This is a genomic window from Actinoplanes utahensis, from assembly GCF_016862455.1.
Taxonomy (GTDB): Bacteria; Actinomycetota; Actinomycetes; order Mycobacteriales; family Micromonosporaceae; genus Actinoplanes; species Actinoplanes utahensis.
Genome location: NZ_BOMZ01000026.1, coordinates 205,941 through 232,039, shown reverse-complemented (window position 1 = coordinate 232,039; position 26,099 = coordinate 205,941). Strand labels below are relative to the sequence as shown.

Annotated in this window: 18 protein-coding genes and 1 pseudogene; 5 read left to right on the top strand and 14 right to left on the bottom strand. The window is 72.0% G+C overall.

Annotated features, from left to right (window positions below):
• Window positions 1–151: 151 nt before the first annotated feature.
• From Aut01nite_RS08695 to Aut01nite_RS08675, 4 genes are read right to left on the bottom strand one after another with little or no spacing between them, the layout of a single operon-like run.
• Window positions 152–1,330, bottom strand: coding sequence for a VWA domain-containing protein (locus Aut01nite_RS08695; protein ID WP_043529342.1), 1,179 nt, complete (start codon window positions 1,328–1,330; stop codon window positions 152–154).
• Between the two features lie 49 nt (window positions 1,331–1,379).
• Complete coding sequence (locus Aut01nite_RS08690) at window positions 1,380–3,833, bottom strand: DUF5682 family protein (RefSeq protein ID WP_043529401.1); 2,454 nt, start codon at window positions 3,831–3,833, stop codon at window positions 1,380–1,382.
• Window positions 3,826–4,887, bottom strand: a complete 1,062-nt coding sequence (locus Aut01nite_RS08680) for an ATP-binding protein (protein ID WP_043529340.1) — start codon at window positions 4,885–4,887, stop codon at window positions 3,826–3,828. Before Aut01nite_RS08680 ends, Aut01nite_RS08690 begins: the two co-directional genes overlap by 8 nt.
• Window positions 4,884–7,820 carry an SWIM zinc finger family protein gene (locus Aut01nite_RS08675; RefSeq protein ID WP_043529339.1) on the bottom strand — a complete coding sequence of 979 codons (2,937 nt, stop codon included), beginning with the start codon at window positions 7,818–7,820 and terminating at the stop codon, window positions 4,884–4,886. The genes Aut01nite_RS08680 and Aut01nite_RS08675 overlap by 4 nt, the downstream gene beginning before the upstream one ends.
• A 61-nt stretch (window positions 7,821–7,881) precedes the next feature.
• Here Aut01nite_RS08675 and Aut01nite_RS44765 point away from each other — a divergent pair.
• A pseudogene (locus Aut01nite_RS44765) lies at window positions 7,882–8,157 on the top strand (NAD-dependent epimerase/dehydratase family protein); the annotation flags it as partial.
• Here the strand turns inward: Aut01nite_RS44765 and Aut01nite_RS08670 are convergent.
• Window positions 8,104–9,351, bottom strand: coding sequence for a DMT family transporter (locus Aut01nite_RS08670; protein ID WP_201775588.1), 1,248 nt, complete (start codon window positions 9,349–9,351; stop codon window positions 8,104–8,106). The pseudogene Aut01nite_RS44765 and the gene Aut01nite_RS08670 overlap by 54 nt on opposite strands.
• 73 nt (window positions 9,352–9,424) lie before the next feature.
• Here Aut01nite_RS08670 and Aut01nite_RS08665 point away from each other — a divergent pair, with 73 nt between their 5' ends.
• Window positions 9,425–9,916 (top strand): MarR family winged helix-turn-helix transcriptional regulator, encoded by a 492-nt coding sequence (locus tag Aut01nite_RS08665; protein ID WP_043529399.1) that lies wholly within the window; start codon window positions 9,425–9,427, stop codon window positions 9,914–9,916.
• A gap of 34 nt (window positions 9,917–9,950) precedes the next feature.
• Here the strand turns inward: Aut01nite_RS08665 and Aut01nite_RS08660 are convergent, their stop codons facing one another.
• From Aut01nite_RS08660 to Aut01nite_RS08650, 3 genes are all read right to left on the bottom strand, one after another.
• Entirely contained in the window at window positions 9,951–10,919 is a 969-nt protein-coding gene (locus Aut01nite_RS08660) for a glutathione S-transferase family protein (RefSeq protein ID WP_043529333.1), read from the bottom strand.
• A gap of 338 nt (window positions 10,920–11,257) precedes the next feature.
• Entirely contained in the window at window positions 11,258–12,028 is a 771-nt protein-coding gene (locus Aut01nite_RS08655) for a DUF5995 family protein (protein ID WP_043529330.1), read from the bottom strand.
• A gap of 175 nt (window positions 12,029–12,203) precedes the next feature.
• Entirely contained in the window at window positions 12,204–15,011 is a 2,808-nt protein-coding gene (locus Aut01nite_RS08650; protein ID WP_043529328.1) for a helix-turn-helix transcriptional regulator, read from the bottom strand.
• 175 nt (window positions 15,012–15,186) lie between these two features.
• Between Aut01nite_RS08650 and Aut01nite_RS08645 the strand changes: the two genes are divergently transcribed.
• The 3 genes from Aut01nite_RS08645 to Aut01nite_RS08635 all read left to right on the top strand — a co-directional run bounded on the left by Aut01nite_RS08645 (window position 15,187) and on the right by Aut01nite_RS08635 (window position 20,524).
• A complete protein-coding gene (locus tag Aut01nite_RS08645) occupies window positions 15,187–15,795 on the top strand; it encodes an adenylate/guanylate cyclase domain-containing protein (protein WP_043529326.1) in 609 nt (202 codons plus the stop codon).
• A 113-nt stretch (window positions 15,796–15,908) separates the two neighbouring features.
• Complete coding sequence (locus Aut01nite_RS08640) at window positions 15,909–17,990, top strand: DNA gyrase/topoisomerase IV subunit B (RefSeq protein WP_173476720.1); 2,082 nt, start codon at window positions 15,909–15,911, stop codon at window positions 17,988–17,990.
• A 14-nt stretch (window positions 17,991–18,004) separates the two neighbouring features.
• Window positions 18,005–20,524 carry a DNA gyrase/topoisomerase IV subunit A gene (locus tag Aut01nite_RS08635; RefSeq protein ID WP_043529324.1) on the top strand — a complete coding sequence of 840 codons (2,520 nt, stop codon included), beginning with the start codon at window positions 18,005–18,007 and terminating at the stop codon, window positions 20,522–20,524.
• A 639-nt stretch (window positions 20,525–21,163) separates the two neighbouring features.
• Here Aut01nite_RS08635 and Aut01nite_RS08630 read toward each other — a convergent pair.
• The 6 genes from Aut01nite_RS08630 to Aut01nite_RS08605 all read right to left on the bottom strand — a co-directional run bounded on the left by Aut01nite_RS08630 (window position 21,164) and on the right by Aut01nite_RS08605 (window position 25,974).
• Entirely contained in the window at window positions 21,164–21,331 is a 168-nt protein-coding gene (locus Aut01nite_RS08630) for a hypothetical protein (protein WP_161790710.1), read from the bottom strand.
• A gap of 136 nt (window positions 21,332–21,467) precedes the next feature.
• Complete coding sequence (locus Aut01nite_RS08625) at window positions 21,468–21,668, bottom strand: hypothetical protein (protein ID WP_043529320.1); 201 nt, start codon at window positions 21,666–21,668, stop codon at window positions 21,468–21,470.
• A 79-nt stretch (window positions 21,669–21,747) separates the two neighbouring features.
• A complete protein-coding gene (locus Aut01nite_RS08620) occupies window positions 21,748–22,572 on the bottom strand; it encodes a class I SAM-dependent methyltransferase (protein ID WP_043529318.1) in 825 nt (274 codons plus the stop codon).
• A complete protein-coding gene (locus tag Aut01nite_RS08615) occupies window positions 22,569–23,885 on the bottom strand; it encodes a GH1 family beta-glucosidase (protein WP_052164241.1) in 1,317 nt (438 codons plus the stop codon). The genes Aut01nite_RS08620 and Aut01nite_RS08615 overlap by 4 nt, the downstream gene beginning before the upstream one ends.
• Window positions 23,885–24,892, bottom strand: coding sequence for an ABC transporter ATP-binding protein (locus tag Aut01nite_RS08610; RefSeq protein ID WP_043529314.1), 1,008 nt, complete (start codon window positions 24,890–24,892; stop codon window positions 23,885–23,887). Before Aut01nite_RS08610 ends, Aut01nite_RS08615 begins: the two co-directional genes overlap by 1 nt.
• The gene (locus tag Aut01nite_RS08605; protein WP_063958829.1) at window positions 24,889–25,974 is read right to left on the bottom strand and encodes an ABC transporter permease; all 1,086 of its coding nucleotides are present in this window, start codon (window positions 25,972–25,974) and stop codon (window positions 24,889–24,891) included. Before Aut01nite_RS08605 ends, Aut01nite_RS08610 begins: the two co-directional genes overlap by 4 nt.
• Window positions 25,975–26,099 lie beyond the last annotated feature (125 nt).

The following is a 26,099-nucleotide window of genomic DNA, read 5'->3' as shown; positions in this document are numbered from 1 at the left end:
TCCGGTCGCATCGCGCTTCGGTCGCATCGCGCTTCCGGTTGCGGCCCGCTTCCGGCCGTGACCTGCTTCAGGTCGCGGCCTGGTTCCGTCGCCGTGCCGGCCGGTGGGGCCGCCGAAGTGCCCGGGAGGGGCGGCGGCCCCACGGACTCGTTCAACCGGACTGCTGATCGGTAAGGCGTTCGGCGAAAGCGCGGAGGTCGCGGCGTTCGATCGCCGCGGCCATCAGGTCCGGGAAGGCGTCCGGAGTGCAGGCGAACGCCGGCACGCCGAGGGCCGCGAGCGCCGCCGCGTTCTCGTGGTCGTAGGCGGGGGCGCCCTCGTCGGACAGCGCCAGCAGCACCACCACCTGCACCCCGGCCGCCGTCATCTCGGCCACTCGGCGCAGCATCTCCGCACGGACGCCACCCTCGTACAGATCGCTGATCAGCACGAAGATGCTGTCCCGCGGCCGCGTGATCAACTGCTGGGAGTAGGTGATCGCCCGGTTGATGTCCGTCCCGCCGCCGAGCTGCGTGCCGAACAGCACCTCGACGGGATCCGCGAGCTGATCGGTCAGATCCACCACGGCGGTGTCGAAGACCACCAGCGACGTGCGCAGCGACCGCATCGACGCCAGCACCGCGGCGAACACCCCGGAGAACACCACCGAGGCGGCCATCGAACCGGACTGGTCGACACAGAGCACCACGTCCCGCTGCACGGCTGAGGTACGCCGCCCGTACCCGACCAGCCGCTCCGGGATCACCGTGCGGTGCTCCGGCAGATAGTGCTTGAGGTTCGCCCGGATGGTCCGGTCCCAGTCGATGTCGGCGTGTCTCGGCCGGCTGATCCGGGCGGCCCGGTTGAGCGCCCCGGTCACCGCGGCGCGGGTCTGCTGCGCGATGCGCCGCTCCAACTCGGCCACGACGGTACGGACCACCTGCCGTGCCGCCTCGCGGGTGGCCTCCGGCATCACCCGGTTCAACGAGAGCAGCGTGCCCACCAGGTGGACGTCCGGTTCCACGGCGGCGAGCATCTCCGGTTCCAGCAGCAGCCGGGTCAGGTCCAGCCGCTCGATCGCGTCCGCCTGCATCACCTGCACGACGGTGCTGGGGAAATACTCGCGGATGTCGCCGAGCCAGCGGGCCACCTTCGGCGCCGAGCCGCCGAGCCCGGCGGACCGACTGGCCGGTCGCCCGTCCGCGTCCCCCGCGTCGTAGAGCGCGGCGAGCGCGGCGTCCATCGCCCCGTCCCGCCCGTCCGGCTTGCCGAGCGACTCACCGGCCGCGCCGCCGAGCACCAGCCGCCACCGCCGCTGCCGCTCCCGCGTCGCCTCGTCCTCGCCGCTCACGTCTCCTCCAGTGTCGAAGTCACCGGTGCCACCGCCGCTCCCGCGCCGCTCACGTCTCCGCCACCGTCGATGTCATCGGGTGCCCGAGAAGCGCGCTCAACGTCGGCAGCGGCGCGGCGGCCCGGCCCGCGTCGAGCACGGTGGTCTCGTCCGGACCGGGTTCCTGGCCGCCGGCGATCCGCTCGCCGATGGCCCGCCGTTCGCCGGCGTCGAAGCCGCCGAACGTCCGCCGCAACAGCGGCAGCACCGCCTCGAACGCCTCCGCCGGAATGTCCGCCAGCCAGTCGTCCACCAGCGACAACAGTGCCTCGTCGTGGACCAGCAGCAGCCCGCCGCCGGACAGGAATCCTTCCACCCAGGCCGCCGCGTGCGCCGGTGCGGTGCCGACGGTCAACGGCAGCCGGAGCCGCCGGCGAACCTCGGCGCCGTCCAGCCGCCCGGCGTCCAGCAGCAGCCGTGTCAACCGTCCCGCCGGGAGCCCGTGCAGACCGGGCCGCACCGCCAGCGACTCGATCGTGCCGAGCCAGCGCTCCCGCAACGTCTCGTCGCCGAGCAGGCCGACCGCCTGATGTACGCCGTCCATGCCGTCGCGCAACTGCCGGGCCGCCGCGTCGGAGAGTGAACCGGCCGCCGACGGCAGGGCGGCGCACACCCGCCCGAGCAGGCTCGCCGTCACCCTGGCCAGGCCGGCCACATCGGTCCGGCGGACGTCGCCGTACCGCAGAGTGCGCGCCAGCGCGGGAATCGCCGCCATCAGGTGATGCACGTCGGCGTCGAGCGCCGCCCGGGTGTCGAGCGCGGCGAGCACCGGGGGATGGGCTTCCGCCAGGTCCGCCAGCAGGCAGATCTCCACCAGTTCGGTGACCTCGGCGAGAGTGCTCGCCTCGGCGGCCCGCCGGGTGATCCGGGCGGTCGCGGCGGACGCCACGGTCGTACCCCACATGCTGCCCTCGACCAGCCGGACCGCGAACTCGGGCTGCCAGGTCAGCCGCCACTCCTCCCGGAACGTGCCGGTGCCGCGCCGGGCCAGGCGCTCACCCCACGGCACACCGAGGACACGCAGCCGGTGCAGCAGCCGGCTGCGCCGTAGGTCGTTGTCCTGCCGCAGGTCCAGGTCGACGGTCTTCTCCTCGGCCGACGGCTTGAGCCGCAACGTCCGCTGCTGGGCGGTCAGGTCCCGGACCAGCGGAACCGACGGCATCTCGTCGGGCACCGCGCCGAGCCGCTCCCCGACGACCAGCCGCCGGGCGATCAACTCCGACCGCAACGGCTCGCCGTCACACATCACCGCCTCGGCGGCCTCGGTGACCTCGGTCAGCCCGGCGAGCGGGCGGCCGCGCAGCGTCGCCAGGGCCTCAGCGAGACGGACGGCCTCGATCACATGCGCGGACGAGGTGGGTACGCCCTCGGCGCGCAACACCCCCGCCGCGTCCACCAGCCAGCGCGCCACCACGTCGTCGCCGGTGGTGAACAGGTGGTGGTACCAGCCCGGCGACCGGACCCCGGCGCCGTATCCGGACCACGACGCGAGCCGCCCGTACGTCCACGGCACCCAGGTGAACGTCACCTTGCCCCGGCGCCGGCCCTTGAGCAGCGCGGTGTCGTCCTTGACCGGCGTCTTCCGGGTCAGTGCCGGCACGTGCCACGCCCCGCAGACCACGGCGATGTCCTCGTGCCGCCGTCGTTCCTCCCGTAGGACCGTCCGCATGTACGCCTCGCGCAGCAGATCGCCGGGATCCTCCGGCGCGTTCTCCCGGATCGCCGTCATGGCCTCGGCGACGGCCTCGAAGACCGGCACCCCACGATGCTCGACGACGTCCTCCCACCAGCGCTCCGGATCGTCATAGCCGGCCGCCGCAGCGAGTTCCCCGATCGGGTCCACCGGCCGGACCGGCTCACCGTCAGCCGTCCCGTCGCCTTCCGGGGTTCCGCCCGGTTCGTGGTGGATCTCGGGTGGCTGGTCGTCAGGGCTGTCTCCGGCCGGTTGGGACAGCCCGGACGACCAGCCGAGGGCTGCGGGTCGGCGGCCACGGTCGTCCCGGGACGGCCGGCCGGACGGCGGCGCCACCGAAGCCGCCCCTAGCCGGGCGGGCACATCCCTGCCCTCCGGTTCGGCTGCGGGTGGCGGGCTGAACCCGGGGGACGGCCCCGCACCGCTGTCCGCCCGCCCGCCGGCGCCCGGATCGGGTGCGACGCGGAACGCGTACGGCAGGTCGAAGAAACGCACGCGGACCCCGTGGCGGACCGCCCACCTGATGGCCTGCCATTCCGGGGAGAAGACGGCGAACGGCCAGAAGGCCGCCCGGCCCGGATCGTCGACCGCGTAGCCCAGCAGCGCCACCGGTGGCTCCAGCCCGCCGCCGGCGACCCAGCGCACGAGGTCGTCGGCCTCCGGAGGGCCCTCGACGAGCAGCACCTCCGGCGGGTGGGCGGCCAGTTCCCGCAGCAGCGCCCGGGCGGAACCCGGCCCGTGGTGCCGGATCCCGTAGATCCGCTCAGGCATCGCGGGCGGCACGGTAGAAGTCGAGCCAGCCGGACCGTTCCCGGACGACCGTCTCGAGGTATTCGCGCCAGACGACGCCGTCGGAGATCGGATCCTTGATCACCGCGCCGAGGATGCCGGCGGCCACGTCCCCGGGATGCAGCGTGCCGTCACCGAAGTGGGCGGCGAGCGCCATCCCGTTCGTCACCACCGAGATGGCCTCGGCGGTCGAGAGGGTTCCGGTGGGCGATTTCAGCTTGGTACGCCCGTCCTCGGTCATGCCGGACCGCAGCTCCCGGAAGACCGTCACCACCCGGCGGATCTCCTCCAGGGCGGCCGGCACCTCCGGCAGCTCCAGAGCCCGGCCGAGCTGCGCGACCCGGCGGGCGACGATCTCGACCTCGGCGTCGGCACTGGCCGGGACCGGCAGGACCACCGTGTTGAACCGGCGGCGCAGGGCGCTGGACAGCTCGTTGACCCCGCGGTCCCGGTCGTTGGCGGTGGCGATCAGGTTGAACCCGCGCTCCGCCTGGACCTCGGTGTTCAGCTCCGGAACCGGCAGCGTCTTCTCCGACAGGATGGTGATCAGGGCGTCCTGCACGTCGGACGGGACCCGGGTCAGCTCCTCCAGCCGGGCGATCGACCCGGTCCGCATGGCCCGCATGATCGGGCTCGGCACCAGCGCGGCGTCGGTCGGGCCCTCGGCGAGCAGACGGGCGTAGTTCCACCCGTACCGGATCGCCTCCTCGGCGGTGCCCGCGGTGCCCTGCACCAGCAGCGTCGAGTCGCCGGAGACGGCGGCCGCGAGATGCTCGGACACCCAGGTCTTCGCGGTGCCGGGAACGCCGAGCAGCAGCAGCGCCCGGTCGGTGGCCAGGGTCGAGACGGCCACCTCCATCAGACGGCGGGGCCCCACGTACTTCGGGGTGATCTTCGCGCCGTCGCCGAGCAGATAGGTGACCACGGCCTGTGGCGACAGCCGCCAGCCGGGCGGCCGGGGCCGGTCGTCGGCCGCGGCGAGCAGGGCGAGCTCCTCGGCGTACTGGTCCTCGGCGTGCGGTCGCAGAGCGGTCACTGGAGCTCCTGAAGCATCTCGTGTCGGAAGGTGAGAGTGCGGGCCAGCTCGGTCACCGGCCGCACCCGGGTCGGATCGACGGTCTGGTCGAGCCGGACGGCCAGACGCCCGGCCGAATCGGCGTAGCCCGGTGGCATGGCCAGGCCGGCCGCCCGGCACAGCTCGCCCAGCTGCCAGGTGTGCCGGTCGGTGCGGGCCCGCTGCTCCACCGTCTCCAGGACGGCGACCGACAGCCCGTCCGGCCACGGGCCCGGATGCAGCGACAGCAGTCGTTGCGCCGAGCCGTCCTCGGATCGCAGCGCCTCGGCGGCGAGCCGGGCCAGCCGGTCCGGTGGCAGCACCAGATGCAGGTCCCAGCGCACCGCCTCGCGCAGTGTCCCGGCGTCGGCGGCGAGCAGCGCCGTCGCCCAGGTCGCGTCCCGCTGGACGACCGCCGCTTTCGCCCAGCCGTGCAGCAGCGGGACCGCCCAGTCGTGGCCGCGGGCGACGGCCAGCCAGCCCGCCGGCTCCGGGCCGGTCCAGGTGTCCAGGGGAGTGCCGGCCACCACCTCCTCGAGCAGCCACGCCCCGGCGCCGACCCCACGGACCGGAACGGCGCCGACCCCGTCCCGCCGCAGGTCCGGATCCAGCTCGGTGGGCGGCTGCACGGTGAGCCGGCCGTCCTCCAGGCGAACCGCGGCATGGGCGCGGGCAGCCATCCGGGCGCCCAGGGCCGTGCCGGGCAGCTGCCGCAACAGGTCCAGTGCCGCCTCCCGGACCTCTTTCCGGCGGTCGTCGAGCGCCCGCTCCAGCAACGGCTCGTCACGCAGCGACAGGCCCGCGCCGAAAGCGGCGAGGAACCGGGCCCGGTTCTCCGAGGACTCCTCGGTCCAGGTGCTCTCCAGCAGCTCACGGGCCCGGTCGGGGTCGGTGGCGCGCAGCGCGGACAGGTGACCGAGACGTTCGGCGGTGGTCGCGGTGGTCCAGTCGGCGGTGATCGTGGGCGGGGCCTCGCGGAGCAGCCAGCGCCAGTCGGCCCGCAGTCCGGCGAGCCAGGCGCCGCGTCGTCCGGTGACCCGGGCCAGCTCGGTGCGGACCGAGATGTCGCGGCGCCCGGCGTCGAGCAGGCCCGGCAGGATCACCGGCGCGACGATGCCGCCGCGGGCCGCCGCCGCGGTCAGCCACTGGGCAAGAAGCTCCTGCTCGTAGTGGCTGCCGCCGGGCGCCCCGCCGCCGAGAATCCGCGCCAGCCGCTCCACCGCGGCCGCGGGCAGTGGCGGCTCGGTCTCCTCCGGCGCCGCCGTCATCGGCTCATGCCCGAACGAGGGCTCCACCCCGGCCCGCCGGCAGGTGAGCGCGACCGCCGCCGCCTCCAGCAGCCCGGCCGCCGGCGACTCCGCCACCGTTTCCGGCAGCCCGGCCGCCACCGTTTCCGGCAGCCCGGCCGCCACCGTTTCCGGCAGCCCGGCCGCCGGCGACTCAGGCAGCCCGGCCGTCGCCGTTTCCGGCAGCCCGGCCGCCGCCGTGGAGACAGGCTGAGCGGAGCTGGAGCCGAGGGCGATTCGCAGGGAGCCGACCTGGAGGGACCGGCCTGACCAGGGGCGCCGGCCGGTGCCGACCAGGGCTGCCGTCAGCAGCTCGGGTGGCAGCTCGGCCGCCCGGCCTGGCGACGAATCGGGCACCGGCGGTGCGGCGGGCACGAATCGCCCGCCGGTCCAGGCCGCCAAGGGCCGCAGCCCGGACGGTGACCACTCCGCCGCGACCGTCGCGGGGGCGGCGCCGGCCGCGGCCAGCAGCCACCACGGCTCGCGGTGACCCGGGGCGAGTGGCAGCGCCGCCCCCTCGGCATCCACCAGGAGACCGTCGGCGGTGGGGACGACGGCGGAGAGGAGCATGGGCGCGTCGAACCGCCAGGGCTCGGCGGAGAGGAGCCGGGACCACTCGGCGAGAGCCGCGCGGATCGTGCCCGCGCCGTCCGGCGAGCCGAACGGCGCGGCCGCGGAGGCGCGCTCGGCGACGAGCGCCCGCAGCGGCGCCGCACCCGGATGGAAGCAGAGGTCGCCGCGGAACTCGGTGCCCGGCACGAGGTCGGCGGGCAGCGGCTGGCCGGGCGCCGCGAACGACAGCACCAGCGCGAACCGGCCGCCCGAGCTGCCGCGCAGCCAGGTGCGCCGGCTGGTCAGCGTGCCGTCGTCGGCGTCCACCTGGCCGAGGACCTGCCATCGGTCGGTCACCTGGGGACCGGCCAGGACCTCCTCGGTCGGCATCGGGAAGCCGATGCGGGAACGGACGGTGGCGGCGAGCGCCGGATCCAGGGTGTCGAGCCGGGCATGACCGGCGACGAGCAGTCGCAGCAGGGCCAGCTCGCCGAGGAGCCGGTCGGCCCAGTGCGGCCCGACCCCGGCGATGCCGCCGAGCCGCCGCACGGCACCGGCGGCGGCGGGGGCCTGCGCGTCGACGAGCCGGGCCGCCATCGTCTCGAACGTCCGCGGCCCGGACCGGCCCGCCGCGGCCAGCCCCTGCTCGATCTGGTCGTCGAGCCATCGGCGCAGCTCGGCCATGCCGCCGGCGACCCGCTCGGTGCGGCCCTGCGCGCGTTTCGCCGCGGCCACCGGATCGGGCGGCGACGTCCTCGCCCTGGCGCGCGTGGCCTGGGCCGTCTGCCACTCGATGACATGGGCCGGGGCGGGGGAGTCGCCGACGCCGGCCGACGACCAGGCCAGCAGCAGGCCGATCGCGTGCTTGCAGGGGATCTTGCGGCTGGGGCAGGAGCACCTGAACGCCGGGCCGGCCAGGTCGACCGCCACTCGATAGCCCCGGCAGAGTCCCCACAGGACGTCGCCGGCCAGACCGGTGTCGGAGAACTGGCCGGTGACACCGCGCGCGGCGCGCAGCGAGGCGGGATCGGGCGCGAGCGCCTCGACCTGGGCGGTGGACCATCTCTCAACGGGCACGCACCGACCCTAGGCCCGGGGTACGACGTTTTTCCGCCCCCGCGGACGGCACACTGGAGAGATGCGGGTGATCGTGTTCGGGGCGACCGGGATGGTCGGTCAGGGTGTGCTGCGGGAGTGCCTGATCGCCCCGGATGTGACAGGTGTCCTGGTGGTGACGCGCACACCGACCGGCGTGCGGCACCCGAGACTGCGCGAGGTCACTCTCGCCGATTTCGCCGACCTCACGCCGATCGAGGGGGAGCTGACCGGTTACGACGCCTGTTTCTACTGTCTGGGCGTCTCATCGGTGGGGATGGACGAGGCCGCTTACACCAGGGTCTCCTACGACTATCCGATGGCGGCCGCCCATGCCCTCGCCCGGATCGACCCGGAGATGACGTTCGTCTACGTCTCCGGCGAGGGCACCGACGCGGACAGCCGGCTGATGTGGTCGCGCGTCAAGGCCCGGACCGAGCGGGAGGTCATGGAGCTGTTCCGCAACGGGTTCGCGTTCCGTCCCGGTTTCATCCAGCCGATGCACGGCGTCCGCTCGAAGACCGGCTGGTACAACGCCGTCTACACCGCGATCGCGCCGCTCGTCCCGGTGCTCCGCAGGATCGCGCCACGGTACGTCACCACCACCGACGCGGTCGGGCGGGCCATGCTGCGGGCGGCCCGCGGCGGTTTCGAGAGCCGGGTGGTGACCACGGCGGACATGCGCTGACTGTCCCCCGACGACGGCGCCGAAGGCGAGAGCCATGCCGGCCAGCTGCACCGGCGTCAGCGACTGGCCCAGCGCCGCCCAGCCGACCAGGGTGGCGGTCAGTGGAGCGAGCAGGTTGAGCAGCGAGACCCGGGTCGCGGGCAGCATCTCCAGCCCGCGGAACCAGAGCGTGTAGGCCAGCGCCGTGCCGATCAGCGACAGGTAGGCGTACCCCGCGAGGTTTGCCCCGGACAGCGGCGGAGGCGGGCCCTCCGCCAGGAGGGCGACCGGGACCAGCAGCGATCCGCCCGCCGTGAGCTGCCAGCCGGTGACGGTGAGCATCGAGACGCCGGGGCGGCCCCAGCGTTTGGTGAGGACCAGGCCGACGGCCATGGACGCGGCTCCGGCCAGGCCGGCGGCGATGCCGGCGGGGTCGAGGCGGGCGGCGGCGGTCAGCACGGCGAGGGCGACGCCCAGGGCGCCGATCAGACCCGCCAGCACGGTACGCGAGGAGACGCGCTCACCCAGCCACAGCACGCTGAGCCCGGCCACCAGCAACGGCTGCACCGCCCCGAGCACCGCCGCCATCCCGCCGGGCAGCCGGTAGGCGGTCACGAAGAGCAGCGGGAAGAAGATCCCGATGTTGAGCGCCCCGAGCACCGCGGACCGCCACCACCAGGATCCACGGGGCAGTTCGCGGGTGAGCGCGAGCAGCACCAGCCCGGCCGGCAGCGCCCGCAGCATGCCGCTGAGCAGTGGCCGGCCGGGGGGCAGGAACTCGGTGGTGACCGCGTACGTCGTCCCCCACAGCACGGGTGTCGCCGCCGTGATCAGCACAAGCCGCATCGCACCCACATCCCTCGACATCAAGTATCTCGACGTAAAGATAAACTTTGTCGAGAAGCTCGTCATCAAGAAAATGGGGAATGTGACCGACGCTATCGACCGGATCCTCGGCCAGTGGGCCCGCGAACGCCCCGACCTCGACACCGAGGCCATGGGGGTCTTCGGCCGGATCTTCCGCCTCGCCAAGCTGGCCGGCGACGCCACCGAGCGGGCCTACGCCGCCCACGGCATCGGCCGGGCCGAGTTCGACGTGCTCGCCGCGCTGCGCCGGGCCGGCGAGCCGTTCCAGCTCTCGCCCGGCGCGCTGGCCGCGTCCATGATGCTCAGCACCGGCGGCACCACCGCCCGCCTGGATCGCCTGGAGAAGGCCGGTCTCGTCGCCCGCTCACCCGATCCCAACGACCGCCGCGGCATCCTGGTCCGCCTCACCCCGCACGGCCACACCATCGCCGACCGGGCCGTGGCCGCGGGCCTCGCCGAGCAGCAGCGGCTTCTCGCCACGCTCACCCCGGAGCAGGCCGGCCAGCTGACCGGCCTGCTCCGGACCCTGCTGAACGGGCTTTAGGCGCCTCGCTCCCGCGGGGTCCACCACACGGCGCCTAGGACAGCGGGCGCGGGGGCGTGCCGTCGCCGAACGGCCGGCCGCCCAGCTCCTCGCGCCCATGCGGGGTCAGCCAGCCGCGGGGATCCGGGCCGAGCGGCACGATCCCGCTCGGGTTGATGTCGCGGTGCACCTCGTAGTAGTGCCGCTTGATGTGGTCGAAGTCGATCGTGTCCCCGAAGCCGGGCGTCTGGAAGAGGTCCCGCGCGTACGCCCACAGCACCGGCATCTCGGTCAGTTTGCTCCGGTTGCACTTGAAGTGGCCGTGGTAGACGGCGTCGAACCGGGCCAGCGTCGTGAACAGCCGGACGTCCGCCTCGGTGATCGTGTCGCCGACCAGATAGCGCTGCCGCTCCAGCCGGGCCGACAGCTGGTCGAGACGCTCGAACAACCGCGCGTACGCCTTCTCGTAGGCCTCCTGCGTGCCCGCGAACCCGGCCCGATAGACTCCGTTGTTCACATCCCGGAAGACGACCTCGTTCACCTCGTCGATCTCCTCCCGCAGATGGGCGGGATAGAGACGGGGTGCTCCCGGCCGGTGCAGCGACGTCCACTCCAGCGACAGGTCGATGGTGATCTGCGCGAAGTCGTTGGTGACCACCTCCCCGGTCGGCACGTCCACGATCGCGGGAACGGTGATCCCCTTGTCGTAGTCGGGGTACCGCGCGAGGAACGCCTCCTGGAGCCGCTCGATGCCGAGGACCGGATCCCGTCCGCCCGGATCCAGGTCGAACGTCCAGCTCCGCTCGTCGTGTGTCGGCCCGGCCACGCCCATCGAGAGGGCGTTCTCCAGTCCGAGCAGCCGCCGCACGATGATCGCCCGGTTCGCCCAGGGGCACGCGCGGCTCACGACGAGCCGGTAACGCCCGGGCTCCACCGGGAAACCGTCCCGCCCGTCCGCGGTGATCCGGGTTCCGATATAGCGCTGATCACGGGTGAACTCGCCCGTCGGATTCACATAGGCCATGTGATGACACGTTCCCGGCCCGGACGGCGGCACACCCCTTCCCGGGTACGCCGTGCGCCGCGAAGCCCGGCCGGCCGCCCCCGTGGCGGCCGGCCGTCGCATCGGGCGGGCGAGGCATCCCCCCGTGTGCGATGCCTCGCCCGGCGCCTTTATAGCACGGCGGGAAAGCGCTTCCCGTCCGATTTTGGGAGCGTGCCCAGAAGTGATCGGACGCTGGTCAGCCGCGTATGCCGGCCCCTGTCGCACAACGGAGTGCGACACGTACCCGTCACCCGGTCGGGTCGCCGGCCGGCCGGTGGCCCGACCGGGTCATCGCCGGCGCGGCGGCCGGACCCGGCTCACTGCAGAAAGCCGCCGAACGGCGACAGCAACAGTTTGCCGAGGCCGGTGGCGGTGTTGTCGAGCCGTCGCCGTTCCTTGTCGAGCGCGGCCATGTCATGGCGCAGCGCCCAGATCCGCTGCGCGTTGCGCCAGGCGACGTTGCGGGTGTACTCCACCATCTCGCCCTGCCACCAGTCGTCCAGGTCGCCGTTCATCGTGTCGATGAGCAGCTGCCAGCGATCCAGGTAGCCGCGCCGCAGGCCCGGGATCTCCTCGGCGAAGATGTCGTTGACCTGCAGATAGTCGTGGTGCTGATCGCTACCGTCGACGGGATCGCTGCCCAGGTGGTCGAACGTGGTGACCAGGGCGAACGGCAGGTCGAAGTTGATGTGCGCGTTGACTCCGGCCACGGCCGACGGCAGCGGGCGCGCGTCGGGGCCGGGAATCCGGGTGAACAGGCCGGCCCACACTCCCGGACAGGCCGGGCTGGCCTCGGTCCAGTAGCGCAGCGCGTCGAAGTAGCGGGCCGCGAACTCGACGTCGAGTCGTGCGAGGAACGCGGGATCCTTGAACTTGCCGGCGTAGAGACGGTCGAGCACGTTCTCCGTGATGGTCAGGTACAGCTTGTTGAAGTCGGCCAGCGGATTGCCGTGCAGCAGCGGTGGGATGCGGCACAGGACTTCCTGGAGTCTCGTCAGCTGGTCGACAACTCCGGGCACGTCGTCGGGGTGCCGTTGCAGGATATCGGACATCTCCTGCTGAACGGGGCCCCAGGTGGGCTGGGTCATCGGATCCTCCGTGGGTGATGCAAAGGCAGCGGAGGGCCCCCAGCACCGCCCGGCGAAGCAGGTCGCCGGGCGGTGCTCCCCCGTGGCGACCACATTTCCACGGGTGTCCGGTGAGGGGATCGGTAGAACGACGTATTCCGCATACGTATGTCACGCTCGGATAACGATTGCCTGGTCAGGCGGCTGTCAGATAGACCCGGCTGGCTTGGACGCGGCTGCGTACCTGCAGCTTGTCGAAGATATGCCCGAGATGTACGCCGACCGTGCGCTCGCTGATGAACAGCAACTCACCGATCTCCCGGTTGGTCAAGCCCTCGGCCACGGCGGCGAGCACCTCCCGCTCCCGCCCGGTCAGGGTGGACAACTCGTCGGCGGCCCGCTCCGGACCGGCGGGCAGGCTCTGCGCGTCCTCGCCGAGCGTCACCCGGTACCGCTGGGCCACGGCGATGATCTCGTCGGCCAGCGGGCGGGCCCCCATCGCGGTGGCGGTCTCGTACGCCGCACGCAGGCCCTTGATCGCCGCCGTCCGCCGGACCCGGCGATGCAGGGCGGCCTCGGCGTGCCGGAGCCGGGAGTACGCCGCGGGGTACGGCTGCTGGCGCCGGTCCCAGATCGCGGCCGCCCGCGCCCACGGCTCGGGATCGTGCCGGTCCTCGACCCGGCTGATCTCGGCGGTGCACAGGTCGAGATAGCCGTCGACCACCGCGCGGACCGCCGGTGGCGCGTCCACCGTGCCCTTGACCAGGCGATCCATCACCGACCGGAGGCGGCGCATGGCGCCCGGGTCAGCCGGATGCCCGGCCGCGTGCGCGTACGCCTCCGCCCGCAGCCCGTGCCAGGCCAGCACGCCCAACAGAACCAGATCGTCGGAACGGGTCTCGGTGACCGCACGCTGCACCGCCGCGCGGGCGTCGGCGTGCTCGCCCTGCCAGATCGCCAGCCCGGCCCGCAGCGTCAGCATCGGCAGCACGTGCCGGGCGCCGCCACCGGCCAGCAGGGTCGCCACACCGTCCAGATCCCGGCGGGCGTTGGCGAACTCACCGAAGTTCACCAGCAGCTGGAGGCGGCCGAGCAGCAGCTCCACCGCGTCGGCGCCGGACGGGCGGTTGCTCATCGCGGTCTCGATGACCGTGTACGCCTCCGTCCACTGGCCGATCCGGAACAGCCCCTTCGCGGCGATCGCCAGCAGCCGGGTCTGGTAGGTGCGCCCGGCGCCGCGGTCGGCGAGCCGCTCGGCGCCCCGCCGGGCCACCAGGATGCCCTCCTCGATGCTGTTCAGCGGGCCGGTCAGCAGCTCGGCCAGATGCAGGTAGGCCACACCCAGGTCGTCCGGGTGCCCGGACCGCTCGGCGATCTCCACGGCGTGCCGGATGACGGCGAGACCGGCGTCCGGGTCCTCGCGGAAGGCGGCGCTGAAGCCCAGCGCGGCGCTCGCCCGGACCAGGTCGGTGGTCGCCCCGTTGACGGCGGCCAGCTCCAGGGCCTCCCGCGCGTGCTGGTTGGCGTCCGCGTACCGGCCCAGGTGTAGCAGCAGCTCGGCCAGGTAGGCGGCGGCCGAGGCGCGCCGGCGCGGGGTGCAGTCCGGCGCCTCCAGAGCGCGCTGGTACTCGATCTCGGCGGTCGCCGACCGGCCCGCCGCCGCCAGGTACCGGGCACGGCGCAGGTGCAGGTCGGAGCGGCCCGGCGCGTCCGGGCGGCCGGCCAGTTCCTCGAGGCGGGCCAGGGCCAGCAGGTTCTCGCCGCAGTGGTGTGCCGACTCGGCGGCGTTGCCCAGCAGATCGGTGCGGCGGGGATCGGTCTCGGCGGACAGGTGCAGCGCGATCGTCCAGTAGCGGTGCGCCTCGGCGAACCCGTACATCCGTTCGGCGGCGTGGGCCGCGGCCACCACCGGGGCCAGCGCCCGGTCCGGCTCGCCGGCCCGCTGCCAGTGGTGGGCCAGCCGGGCGTTGTCCGGCTCGCCCTCGAACGCCTCCAGGGCCTCGGCGTACCGCCGGTGCAGGGAGGCGGCCTCGGCCGGCAGCACCTCCTGTTCGAGCACCTCGGCCACCAGCCGGTGCCGCAGCTTGTAACCGTCGCCGTCGCTGGCCACGAACCGGTGCGTGACCGCAGCCCGGATCGCCTCGATCAGCTGATCCTCCGGCAGCGGCACCACCCGGGCCAGCACCGAGTGGTGGATCGGCTCGACCCCGGCGGCGATCGCGTGCACCACGGTGTGCGCGTTCGGCGGCAGCTCGTCCACCCGGGACAGGAAGATCTCGCGCAGCGTGTCGGACAGCTCGATCCGGCCGTCGCGCAGATCGCGGGCCAGCTCCTCGGCGATGAACGGGTTGCCGCCGCTGCGCTTGTAGACCCGGTCGGCGTCCTCGGACGCCACCGTGCCGCCGACGATCGCGCCGACCAGCTCGTGGGTCTGCTCCTGGCTGAGCGGGGCCAGATCGACGACCCGGACCGACCGCAGGCGGCGCAACTCGGCCAGCACCCGGCGCAGCGGGTGGGTGCCGTGCAGCGCCTCCGCGCGGATCGCGGCGAGCACCGACACCCGCACGTCACCGAGGCCGGCGAGCAGGTAGAGCAGCAGCTGGCGGGTGCTCCGGTCGGCCCACTGCAGATCGTCGAGCACGAGCAGCAGCCGCTGGTCGCCGGCGATCGCGCGCAGATCCCGCGACACCCGTTCGAGCAGGGCGCCGGCGTCGTCGGCGGGCGTGGCCGGGCCGCTGTCCTCGCGCCGGCGCAGCGCCTGCAGCACCGGGTGCAACGGCGAGGCGTCACCGATGTCCAGGCAGGTGCCGAAGAGGACGGCGAAGCCGTGCGTCCTCATCGCGGCGGTCGTCTCACGCAGCAGCCGGCTCTTGCCGACGCCGCTCTCCCCGGTCACGAACACGGCGGCGGTCCCGCCCGGTCCGACGTCACGCAGGTAGGACTGAACATCGGCCAGCGTGCCGGTACGCCCGACAAGCGGCCCTTCGTCCCCCAGGCTGGCCATGTCCGGCAGCCTAATCCGTATCCGCCTATCACTATGTCGTCGGTTCGGACTGTTCTGCGTCACAAAAACGACGGAATTCGATGCTGTCAGAGATACGTCGTTCTGCGGATCCGCCGGTTGTCGCGGGCTGGCACCGTACTCCCGGTCAACGCAGAGATCTGGGGGAGCGTGAGACATGACCACCGTCACCAATGCCGTTCAGGAGCGGCGTCAGACCGTGACCGTGCTGTTCATCGACATCGTCGGCTTCACCTCGCTGGTGGACCGGCTGGACTGTGCGGACGTGCGCGCGCTGCAGCGGGACTACTTCTCGGCGGTCGCCGGGGTGGTCCGCGAGTGCGGCGGCATCGTCGAGAAGTACGTCGGCGACGCGGTGATGGCGGTCTTCGGGGCCGCGGAGGGCGGATTCGGGCCGGGGGCGGCCGCATCCGCGGTGTGGGCGGGCCTGTCGGTCCAGGAGACGTTGAGGGGGCGACTCCTGGCCGGCAGGTTCCCCGTCCGGACCCGTGTCGGTCTGGCCACCGGGGAGGTGATCGTCGACCCGCTCGCGGCGTTCGACGGTGGATACGGGATGATCAGTGGCAGCGTGGTGAGCACGGCGGCACGTCTACAGGCGTACGCGCCGCACGACACCGTGGTGGTCTGCTCGGCCACCCGGGACGTGACCGACGAGCTCATCGCCTACCAGGAGCTGCCACCGGTGTCCGTTCCGGGTAAGCCTTACCCGCTGGACCTCTTCCGAGCCCTTCAGCCGCAGGCAGCACCGCTGGCCATCGTGTCGTAGGCCACATTTTACGGTGGTTCATCCCGATTTTGGCCACGGTGTGGTCTAGACCTGCCTCGCCTGGGGCAGAAGTGTCGGAGGGTCCGGGTAGGCTCGCGCCGTCCTTGACCACCATGGCCGATCGGGAGTGCCGCCTCGTGACCGCGCAACCAGAGACCTTGTACGGGGCCGACGACCTCACGCACCTCGAAGGGCTGGACGCTGTCCGGAAACGCCCGGGCATGTACATCGGCTCCACCGACAGCCGGGGCATCAACCACCTGGCCAACGAGATCATCGACAACTGCACCGACGAGGGTGTCGCCGGGCACGCCACCCGCATCGCGGTGACCCTGCACAGCGACGGCTCGGTCCAGGTCGACGACGACGGCCGGGGCATCCCGGTCGACGTGCACGCCAAGTCCGGTCTGAGCGGCGTCGAGCTGGTGCTGACCCGGCTGCACGCCGGCGGCAAGTTCGGCGGCTCCGGCTACAAGACCTCCGGTGGTCTGCACGGCGTCGGAGCCTCCGCCGTCAACGCCCTGTCGCACCGCTTCGACGTCACCGTCAAGCGGGACGGCAAGGTTCACGAGATCTCGTTCCAGCGCGGCGTCCCCGGCGTCTTCGACGGCCCCGGGCCGGAGGCCGCGTTCACCCGCCAGGCCGGTCTGCGGGTGGTCCGCCGGATGAAACGGGGCGAGCTCAGCGGCACCTCGATCCGGTACTGGTACGACGCCCGCTACTTCGAGACCGGCGCCCGGCTCGACGTCGACAACGTCCGCACCAAGCTGCGCAACACCGCGTTCCTGGTCCCCGGCGTGCAATATTCGCTGTTCGACGCCACCGCCGAAGAGCCCGCCACCGAGACGTTCCACTATCCCAACGGCCTGGCCGACATGGTGGAGTTCCTGACCCCGGCCGCCGACAAGCCGGTGTCCGGCATGCTGCTGGTCACCGGCGAGGGCACCTACAAGGAGAACGCCGCCGACGCCAACGGCGTCATGCAGTCGAACGTCGTGCGCACCGCCCAGATCGAGGTCGCCTTCCGCTGGGGCACCGGCTACGAGCGCACCGTCGAGTGCTTCACCAACACCATCCGCAACATGCACGGCGGCACCCACCGCAAGGGCTTCGAACGCGCCCTCGTGCGAGCGCTCACCGAGGCCATCCGCAACGCCCGCGGCCTGCTCAAGCCCAAGGAGGAGCCGCCCGTCCTGGACGACTTCCTGGAGGGCATGACCGCCGTCATCCACGTCCGGGTCCCGGAGCCGCAGTTCACCTCCCAGACCAAGGACGAGCTGTCCACCGCGGGTGTCGCCCGGGTCATGCAGAGCCTGGTCGAGGCGTACCTGAAGGAGTGGATCGACGGCCGTCGCACCAAGACCGAGGCCCGCACCGTCCTGCAGAAGGTGGTCGACGCCGCCCGCGTCCGCCTCACCCAGAAGCAGCAGAAGGACGCCGCCCGCCGCAAGACCGCCCTCGAGGGCGCGTCGATGCCGGCGAAACTGGTCGACTGCCGGGCCATCGGTATCGACCGCTCCGAGTTGTTCATCGTCGAGGGCGACTCGGCGCTCGGTACCGCCCGGATGGCCCGCTCCTCGGAGTACCAGGCGCTCCTGCCGATCCGCGGCAAGATCCTCAACGTGCAGAAGGCGAGCCTGCAGCAGGTTCTGGACAACGCCGAGTGCTCGGCGATCGTCCAGGTCCTCGGCGCCGGCTCCGGCCGCACCTTCGACATCGGCCAGATGCGGTACGGCCGGGTCATGATCATGGCGGACGCCGACGTCGACGGCTCGCACATCCGGACCCTGCTGATCACCCTCTTCGCCAAGTACATGCGGCCGGTCATCGAGAACGGGCGGCTCTTCGCCGCGATGCCGCCGCTGCACAAGGTGGTCATCAAGGGCCGCAACTCCGAGACCCTCTACACCTACACCCAGCAGGAGATGGAGAGCACCGTCTCCCGGCTCGAACGCGGCGGCAGGCAGGTGCAGAAACCGGTGCCACGGTTCAAGGGCCTCGGCGAGATGGACGCCGACGAACTATGGGACACCACGATGAACCCGGCCGAGCGCACCGTCCGGCGGATCACCATCGAGGACGCCGAGCGCGCTGAGGCGACCCTCGAACTGCTGATGGGTGAGCGGGTCGAGCCCCGGAAGAACTGGTTGATCGAGGCCGCGGGCCGGATCGACCAAGAGACCATCGACGCCTGAGAGGGTCGCTGACAATGGCACGCCGCAAAACCGAGAAACGTGTCGACCTTTCCGCGTTCGACCAGGCCGGCGCCCGGGTCATCGACAACCCGCTGGTCACCGAGGTGGAGGACTCCTACCTGGAGTACGCGTACTCGGTCATCCACTCCCGGGCCCTCCCGGACGCCCGGGACGGCCTGAAACCGGTGCACCGCCGGATCCTCTGGTCGATGTCCGAGCAGGGCCAGCGCCCCGACCGGCCGTACGTGAAGTCGGCCCGCGTCGTCGGCGACGTGATGGGTAAGTACCACCCGCACGGCGACGTCGCGATCTACGACGCCCTCGTCCGGCTCGCCCAGGACTTCTCGCTCAACACCCCGCTCATCGACGGGCACGGCAACTTCGGCTCACCCGACGACGGCCCCGCCGCCGCGCGGTACACCGAGGCACGCATGTCCCGCGAGGCGATGCTGCTCGTCGGCGAGCTCGGCGAGGGCACCGTCGACTTCAAGCCCACCTACGACGGCTCCGAGCAGGAGCCCAAGGTGCTCCCCGCCGCCTTCCCGAACCTGCTGGTCAACGGCACGTCCGGGATCGCCGTCGGGATGGCGACGAACATGATCCCGCACAACCTCGGCGAGGTCGTGGCCGCCGCCCGGCACCTGATCAAGAAACCGGAGGCGAGCCTCGACGAGCTGATGCGCTTCGTCCCCGGTCCCGACCTGCCCACCGGCGGCCAGCTGCTCGGCCTCGACGAGGTGCGCCGGGCGTACGAGACCGGCCGTGGCGTGGTCCGCGTCCGGGCCCGCGCGCAGACCGGCCCCCTCGAAGGCGGCCGCGGCCGGCAGGCCATCACCGTCACCGAGCTGCCCTACGGCATCGGCACCGAGAAGATCATCGAAGCGATCACCGACGAGGTGAAAGGCAAGATGATCACCTCCGGCCCGCGGCGCGGCCAGCGCCAGGCCGCCCGCCTGGTCGGCATCGCGGACGTCAAGGACCTCACCGACCGCGAGCACGGCACCCGCCTCGTCATCGAGTGCAAGGTCGGCGTCAACCCGCAGGCGCTGCTCGCCGACCTCTACCGGCTCACCCCCCTGGAGAGCTCGTTCGGCATCAACAACCTGGTGCTCGTCGACGGGCAACCCCGCACGCTCGGGCTCAAGGAGCTCCTCGAAGTCTTCGTCCAGCACCGCTACGAGGTCGTCACCCGGCGTACGACGTACCGGCGCACCAAGCGCGAGGACCGCCTGCACCTGGTCGACGGCCTGCTCATCGCCCTGATCGACATCGACCGGGTGGTCGCGCTGATCCGCGCCAGCGACGACGCGGCCGCCGCCAAGGCCGGGCTGATGGACTCCTTCGGGCTCTCCGACATCCAGGCCACCTACATCCTCGACACACCGTTGCGGCGGCTCACCCGCTTCGACCGGATCGAGCTCGAAGCCGAACAGGACCGGCTCCGCAACGAGATCGCCGAGCTGTCCCGCATCCTCGACGACGAGACCGTGCTGAAGAAGGTCGTCTCCGACGAGCTCGCCGCCGTCGCCAAGGAGTTCGGTGCCGCCCGGCGGACCACACTCATCGACGGCGACCTCAAAGAGGTGCTCGCCGCGTCGGTGCCGGCCGGGCCGCTCGAGGTCGCCGACGACCCCTGCCAGGTGATCCTCTCCGCCACCGGGCTGATCGCCCGGACCGCGGCCGAGAGCGAGGAGTCCACCGAGGCGCGCAGCCGCAGCGGCCGGGTCAAACACGACGCCGTCCGCGCGGTGATCCACTCCACGGCGCGCGGCCGCATCCTGCTCATCACCAACCGGGGGCGGGCGTTCAAGACCGACGTGCTGCCGCTGCCGGTCCTCCCCGAACAAGCCGGGACGGTCTCGCTGCGCGGCGGCATGTCCGCGTCCGAGCTGGTCCCGTTGCAGGCCGGGGAGAAGGTCGTCGGGCTGGCGCCGCTCGTTCCGGGAGACTCGCCGGGCATCGCCCTCGGTACGCGACTGGGCATCGTCAAGGTGTGCGCGCCGGAATGGCCGGTCCGGTCCGACGAGTTCGAGGTGATCACCCTCAAGGAGGGTGACGAGGTCCTGCAGGCGACCTGGCTCACCGACGGCGCGGAATCGCTGGTGTTCGTCACCTCCGACGCGAACCTGCTGCGCTTCCCGGCCAAACTCGTGCGGCCACAGGGCCTCAAGGGCGGCGGCATGGCAGGCGTCAACCTGACCGCGGACGCCGAGGCGATCTCGTTCAACGCGGTCCCGACATCGGACCACGAGCACGGCGAGCCGATGGTGGTCACGTCGACCGGGACGCAGGTCAAGATGTCGCCGTTCGCGTCGTACCCCGCGAAGGGCCGTGCCACCGGCGGTGTCCGGGTGCAGCGGTTCCTCAAGGGAGAGACGCGGCTGGTGGTCGCATGGGTCGGGCCGCGGCCCGTCGGCGCCTCGAACACCGGGGACCCGGTGGAACTGCCCGAGCCGGATGCCCGCCGGGACGGGTCGGGGAACCCGGTCATCATGGGCCCTCAGCTGATCGGCCACCTCATCGAGAGGGATTGATCCTCTTACGGTAGGACGTTTCGCGGCCGTCGACGGCCCACGGAGGGCGCTCAAGCGTGATCCCTCCGTGGGCCACCGCCGGCCCCGAACTGCAAGACCCTCTTCCGGTACGGGTGAGGCTGTTCTCCGCCGAAGTCCGGCCGTCCCCGAGAGACGGGTGACGGGTGGGCGGTGGCTGCGGCCGAAGCGCAGGCTGCGGGCCGTATGCGATGGTCACGGTTACGGCGTGCGGGTGCGTGGTGCCGGCCCGCCGGATCGGGGTGTGCAGGACCAACTGGTCCAGGTGGCCGCGGCCCAGACGGGTGAGGCTGGCGTGCAGGCCGCGGCGGATGTGGGCGGCGAGGTCCTCGACGTCGTCCGGGATCTGGATCTTGCTAGTGATCATGACCTCGGCGTGGCGGCCGCGGAGGGCGTCGGCGGTGGCGACCTCCGACGATCGCCGGGCCGATCGCCGGGCCGATCGCCGGGCCGATCGCCGGGCGGAACGCCGGGCCAGACGTCCGGAACCCGTGGGAGGCGGCCGGAATCGAGTGAGGCGCCGGCGCGCGACGAGCCGGCCCCACATCGATGCGGCGACGACGGCGACGGCGAACAGCGCGACGCTCCCCACGATGTCGAGAACGAAATGGTTGCCGGTGGTCAGCACGATCGCCGCGCCTGGGCGTGGGTGTCGGCGGCCGCCAGGTCGGTGCCCGTGGCGGCGTGGAGGCGCGTGAAGAGAAGGAACCAGAGGATCAGCAGGGTCGGTTCGACGAGCACGCCGGGCCGTCGGCCGGCGCCCTGGAAGAGCGCCCGGACGGCGGGCATGGGTTTCGTCGGCCCGGGTGCCGGCCGGGAGATCGAGGGCTGCCGTCCGGCGTCGTGACCACGCGGTGGCCATATCGCGCCGGAGACGACAGTCCACGGTGGACGAGCGCGGATCGGCGCCCGGGTGGGAAGGCGGTTACTTGCTGGGCTCCGGGACGTCGCACTTGATCTTGGGGTTGACGCCCATCCAGTTGAGCGGTCCGGCGACGGTGGTGACGATGACCGTGCCGGCTTTCGCGCAGCTGGCGTCGTCGGCGTCGGAGAAGTAGCCGCGCTCGTAAGCGGCGATGGCGCCGAGTACGAGCCAGAGGACGATGATGACCGCACCTATACGCATGAGAGCCTCCAAACCGGGGATGTGCGGCAGGTACCCCGGCGGAGGCGATCACTAAACAGGCATGCGAGACGAGCAGGCCCTAGGCGGGCTTGCGGGCCTGCAGCGTGTACGTGTGCGGCAGCCGCGCGGGACGCTCGGTGAGCTGCCATTCGCCGTCGGGCAGCCGCCGCATCCGGCCGGGCAGCGCGTCCCACGGCACGCTCTGGTGTTCTTCGAGCCCGGTCAGAACGAGCCCGGCTTCCAGGACCGCGGTGACGATCTCGCCGATCCCATGGTTCCATTCGTGCGTGACGGTGTGCTGGAACCGGTGGTCGGTGTCCACATAGGTGCCGGGCTCGTCGTAGATCTGCGGTTCGGACTGCTCGAAGTACGGCTCGGCGAGCGCGATCACGCCGTCGGTCCGGTCGTAGTCGAGCGCCCACAGCACCGGATGTCCTTCACGGATGAACAGCCGCCCGCCCGGCGCGAGCAGCGATGCCACGGTCTGCGCCCAGCGTTTGACGTCGGGCAGCCAGCAGAGTGCCCCGATCCCGGTGTAGACCAGGTCGAATTCACCGTCGAGGGCTTCCCGGGCGGAGTAGACGTCACTCTGCACGAAGTCGATCTCGCAGGAGGCGGACGCCGCGATGGCCCGGGCTTCGGCCAGGGACGCGCCGGAGAAGTCCAGCCCGGTCATCGTCGCGCCGAGCCGGGCCAGGGAGATGGTGTCGGTGCCGATGTGGCATTGCAGGTGCACGCCGCGGAGTCCGGTGATGTCGCCGAGCCGGGGCCGGTCGAAGCTGACGACCTGGCTCAGGTGGGCCGGGTCGCCGGCGAACAGGGCGGCTCGATAACCGGGCGACTCGGCGTGCGGCTTGGCCCGCTCGTCCCAGATCGCCCGGTTGATCTCGAGGTAGTCGGTCATGGAGCGGACGTTAGGCGATCGGCGAACCACAGCGCACTGCGTTTCGGCGTACGCCGCTGGGTTCGGTAATCGACGTGGACCAGGCCGAACCGCTTCGCGTAACCCTCCGCCCACTCGAAGTTGTCCATGAGTGACCAGGCGAAATAGCCGCGCACGTCGGCTCCCAGGGCCCGGGCGGCGCCGACGGCGTCGATGTGGGCGGCGAGGTACGCCGTCCGCTCGGTGTCCTCGACGAAACCGCCGGCGTCCGGATGGTCCTCGAACACCGCCCCGTTCTCGGTCACCACCAGCGGGTACCCGTAGTCGCGGTGCAGCCGCAGCAGCAGCGTGGTGAACCGGTCGGGGGTGATCGGCCAGCCCAGGTCGGTCTGTGGCACGTCCGGTTTGATCTCCCGCACCACCGGCCGCCCGGCCGCGTCGACGGTGTTGCCGTCCAGGTCGCGGCCGGCGAAGTCCTGCCCGAAGTAGAAGTTGACCCCGAGCATGTCGATCGGCGCCGCGATGATCTCCATGTCTCCGGGGCGGACCGGCAGCCGGTGGCCGCGCGCCGCGAGATCCTCGACCACGTCGGCCGGGTAGCGGCCGTGCCTGATCGGGTCCAGGAAGATCCGTGCCACGTTGCCGTCGGCCCGCCACGCCGCCGCGACGTCGAGCGGATCGTCCGACGCGGGGGTGGCCGTGCCGATGTTGAGCGGGATGCTCACGGAGTTGCCGGGGGTCTTGACCAGCCGGGCGGCCAGCCCGTGGGCGAGCAGCAGGTGGTGGGTGGCCGCGACGGCCGCCGCGGGGTCGCGCCGGCCGGGAGCGAAGACGCCGTGCTCGTACCCCAGATAGGCCACGCACCACGGCTCGTTGACCGTCCCCCAGTTGCGGACCCGGTCCTGGAGACGGTCGAAGACGAGGGCGGAGTAGTCGGCGAACCGGTACGCGGTGTCCCGCGCCGTCCAGCCGCCGGCGTCCTCCAGTTCCTGTGGCAGATCCCAGTGGTAGAGGGTCAGCCACGGCTCGATCCCGTTGGCCAGCAGTTCGTCCACCAGCCGGTCGTAGAAGGCCAGCCCGGCCGGGTTCCCCGGGCCGCGCCCGTTCGGCTGCACCCGCGTCCAGGACGTCGAGAACCGGTAGGCGCCCACGCCCAGCTTCTTGATCAGCCGCACGTCCTCGGGCATCCGGTGGTAGTGGTCGCAGGCCACGTCACCGGTCTCGCCGACGACCTCCCGGCTGAAGGTGTCCCAGATCGACGGGGTCCGCCCGTCCTCGGCGGCCGCGCCCTCGATCTGATAGGCCGAGGTGGCCACGCCCCAGGTGAAGTCCATCAGCCCACCGGCTCCGCGGTCGGGTGCAGCCAGCACGCCACCGACCGGGCGCCGCCGTCCGGTGTTGCGGGCCGTCCCAGCACCGGGATGTTCGCGCCGCACGGGTCGAACGCCTTCGGGCACCGCGGGTGGAACGAGCACCCGGCCGGCATGCCTTTCAGGTCGGGCGGTGATCCGGGGATGCCGCTCAGCTCACGGCGCGGCCCGCGCAGGGCCGGGAAGGACCCGAGAAGACCTTGGGAGTACGGGTGGAGCGCGTCCCGGTAGATCGAGGCGGCGGGCGCCTCCTCCACGATCCGGCCCCCGTACATGATCGCGATCCGGTTGGAGAACTCCACCAGCAGCGACAGGTCGTGGGTGATGAAGATGACCGAGAAGCCGAGCCGTTCCCGCAGCTCGATGAGCTGGCCGAGGATCTGTCGCTGCATCACCACGTCGAGCGCCGTGGTCGGCTCGTCCATGATGACCACCTGCGGTTGCAGGATCAGCGCCATGCCGATCATGACGCGCTGGCGCATGCCGCCGGAGAGCTGGTGCGGGTAGGCGTCCATCCGGTCCGGTGCGATGCCGACCAGTTTCAGCATCTCCCGGGCCCGGGCGAGGCGGCTGCTCTCGCTCATCCTCGGCTCGTGGGCCTCGAGCACGTCGGTGAGCTGGGTGGAGATCTTGTGCACCGGGTTGAGCGAGTTCATCGCGCCCTGGAAGACGATCGCCGTCTCCGCCCACCGGAACCTGCGGAGCCCGGCGTCGGACAGTTCCAGCACGTCGTACGGGTCACCCTGCTCGGGGTGGTAGATCACCTGGCCGCCGGAGATCACACCGGGTGGCGCGAGCAGCCGGGTCATCCCGTACGCCAGGGTGGATTTGCCGGAGCCGCTCTCGCCGGCCAGGCCGAGCACCTCGCCCCGGTGCAGGGTCAGGTTGACGTCCCGGACCGCGCGGACCGCCTGGTCGCCGAGCCCGTACTCGACGTTGAGGTTGCGGATCTCCAGTACCGGCTCGGTCATGAGGTTGCTTCCTTCCGGACGACCGGGGTGGCGCCGTTCGGGTCGATGAGCGGGATCGGCGACGCCCGGGTGATCGGCTCCGGCGAGTTGCTGAGAACCGGGGTGAAGCCGATGCGCATCCGGACCGTACGTCCCGAACTGGTTTTGATCTTTGTCTTGCCGGCGCTGCGCAGGCGCGGGCTGACGAACTCGTCGATCGCGAAGTTGATCAGCGAGAGGGCGGTGCCCAGGATCGCGATGGCCAGGCCCGCCGGGACGAACCACCACCAGGCCGACCGGGCCAGCGCCTGCTGGCCCTGCGCCCAGAACAGGATGGTGCCCCAGTTCCAGGTGTTGCTGGAGGTGATGCCGATGAACGCGAGGGTGATCTCGGAGAGCACCGCGAAGATGACCGTGCCGACGAAGCCGGAGGCGATCACCGCGGTGAGGTTAGGCAGCAGCTCGAACAGGATGATGCGCCGGCTGCGCTCGCCGGTGGCCCGGGCCGCCTCGACGTAGTCACGGCGGCGCAGCGAGAGGGTCTGCGCCCGCAGCACCCGCGCGTTCCACGACCACGAGGTGAAGCCGATGACCAGCGCGACCACCCACTCGCCGGCGTTCTCCAGGATCGAGGTGACGATGATGATCAGCGGCAGCGCCGGGATCACCAGGAAGACGTTGGTGAGCACCGACAGCGCCTCGTCGGTCCGGCCGCCGGCATAGCCGGAGGTGACCCCGATGATCACCGACAGTGTGGTCGCCACGATGCCGGCCACGAACCCGACCATGATCACGCTGCGGGTGCCGACCAGCAGTTGGCTCCAGACGTCCTGGCCCAGGTGGGTGGTGCCCATCCAGTGCTCGCCGGACGGCGGCTGCATCAGGTCGTCGCCGCGGGCGCCCGGGTCGAACGGCGCGATCCACGGGCCGATCACCGCCAGCAGCAGGTAGACCGCGAGGATGATCAGGCCGGCGGTGGCCTTGCGGTTGCTCAGGAACCGGAACCGCTGCCGCTTGGCCTTGGCCGGCCTGCCGCTCTCCGGCTGCGCCATCGAACCCTGGACCGGGATGACCTGCTCGATGCTCGAGGTGGGAATCGTCATGGCTGTGCTCCCTTGGCGATGCCCTCCTGGCCCTCACGCGCGAGGTCTCCGGCTGGCTTACGAGGCTGCCGTTCGGTGCGGTCGGTCATCGCTGTGCTCCCTTGGCGATGCCCTCCTGGCCCTCA

What these genes read in the sequence shown, in the direction of transcription:
- Aut01nite_RS08690 (WP_043529401.1), bottom strand. Translation starts at nt 3,833, where the DNA reads ATGCCTGAGCGGATCTACGGGATCCGGCACCACGGGCCGGGTTCCGCC.
- Aut01nite_RS08670 (WP_201775588.1), bottom strand. Translation starts at nt 9,351, where the DNA reads ATGCGGCTTGTGCTGATCACGGCGGCGACACCCGTGCTGTGGGGGACG.
- Aut01nite_RS08665 (WP_043529399.1), top strand. Translation starts at nt 9,425, where the DNA reads ATGGGGAATGTGACCGACGCTATCGACCGGATCCTCGGCCAGTGGGCC.
- Aut01nite_RS08660 (WP_043529333.1), bottom strand. Translation starts at nt 10,919, where the DNA reads ATGGCCTATGTGAATCCGACGGGCGAGTTCACCCGTGATCAGCGCTAT.
- Aut01nite_RS08655 (WP_043529330.1), bottom strand. Translation starts at nt 12,028, where the DNA reads ATGACCCAGCCCACCTGGGGCCCCGTTCAGCAGGAGATGTCCGATATC.
- Aut01nite_RS08650 (WP_043529328.1), bottom strand. Translation starts at nt 15,011, where the DNA reads ATGGCCAGCCTGGGGGACGAAGGGCCGCTTGTCGGGCGTACCGGCACG.
- Aut01nite_RS08645 (WP_043529326.1), top strand. Translation starts at nt 15,187, where the DNA reads ATGACCACCGTCACCAATGCCGTTCAGGAGCGGCGTCAGACCGTGACC.
- Aut01nite_RS08640 (WP_173476720.1), top strand. Translation starts at nt 15,909, where the DNA reads ATGGCCGATCGGGAGTGCCGCCTCGTGACCGCGCAACCAGAGACCTTG.
- Aut01nite_RS08635 (WP_043529324.1), top strand. Translation starts at nt 18,005, where the DNA reads ATGGCACGCCGCAAAACCGAGAAACGTGTCGACCTTTCCGCGTTCGAC.
- Aut01nite_RS08630 (WP_161790710.1), bottom strand. Translation starts at nt 21,331, where the DNA reads ATGCCCGCCGTCCGGGCGCTCTTCCAGGGCGCCGGCCGACGGCCCGGC.
- Aut01nite_RS08625 (WP_043529320.1), bottom strand. Translation starts at nt 21,668, where the DNA reads ATGCGTATAGGTGCGGTCATCATCGTCCTCTGGCTCGTACTCGGCGCC.
- Aut01nite_RS08620 (WP_043529318.1), bottom strand. Translation starts at nt 22,572, where the DNA reads ATGACCGACTACCTCGAGATCAACCGGGCGATCTGGGACGAGCGGGCC.
- Aut01nite_RS08615 (WP_052164241.1), bottom strand. Translation starts at nt 23,885, where the DNA reads ATGGACTTCACCTGGGGCGTGGCCACCTCGGCCTATCAGATCGAGGGC.
- Aut01nite_RS08610 (WP_043529314.1), bottom strand. Translation starts at nt 24,892, where the DNA reads ATGACCGAGCCGGTACTGGAGATCCGCAACCTCAACGTCGAGTACGGG.
- Aut01nite_RS08605 (WP_063958829.1), bottom strand. Translation starts at nt 25,974, where the DNA reads ATGACGATTCCCACCTCGAGCATCGAGCAGGTCATCCCGGTCCAGGGT.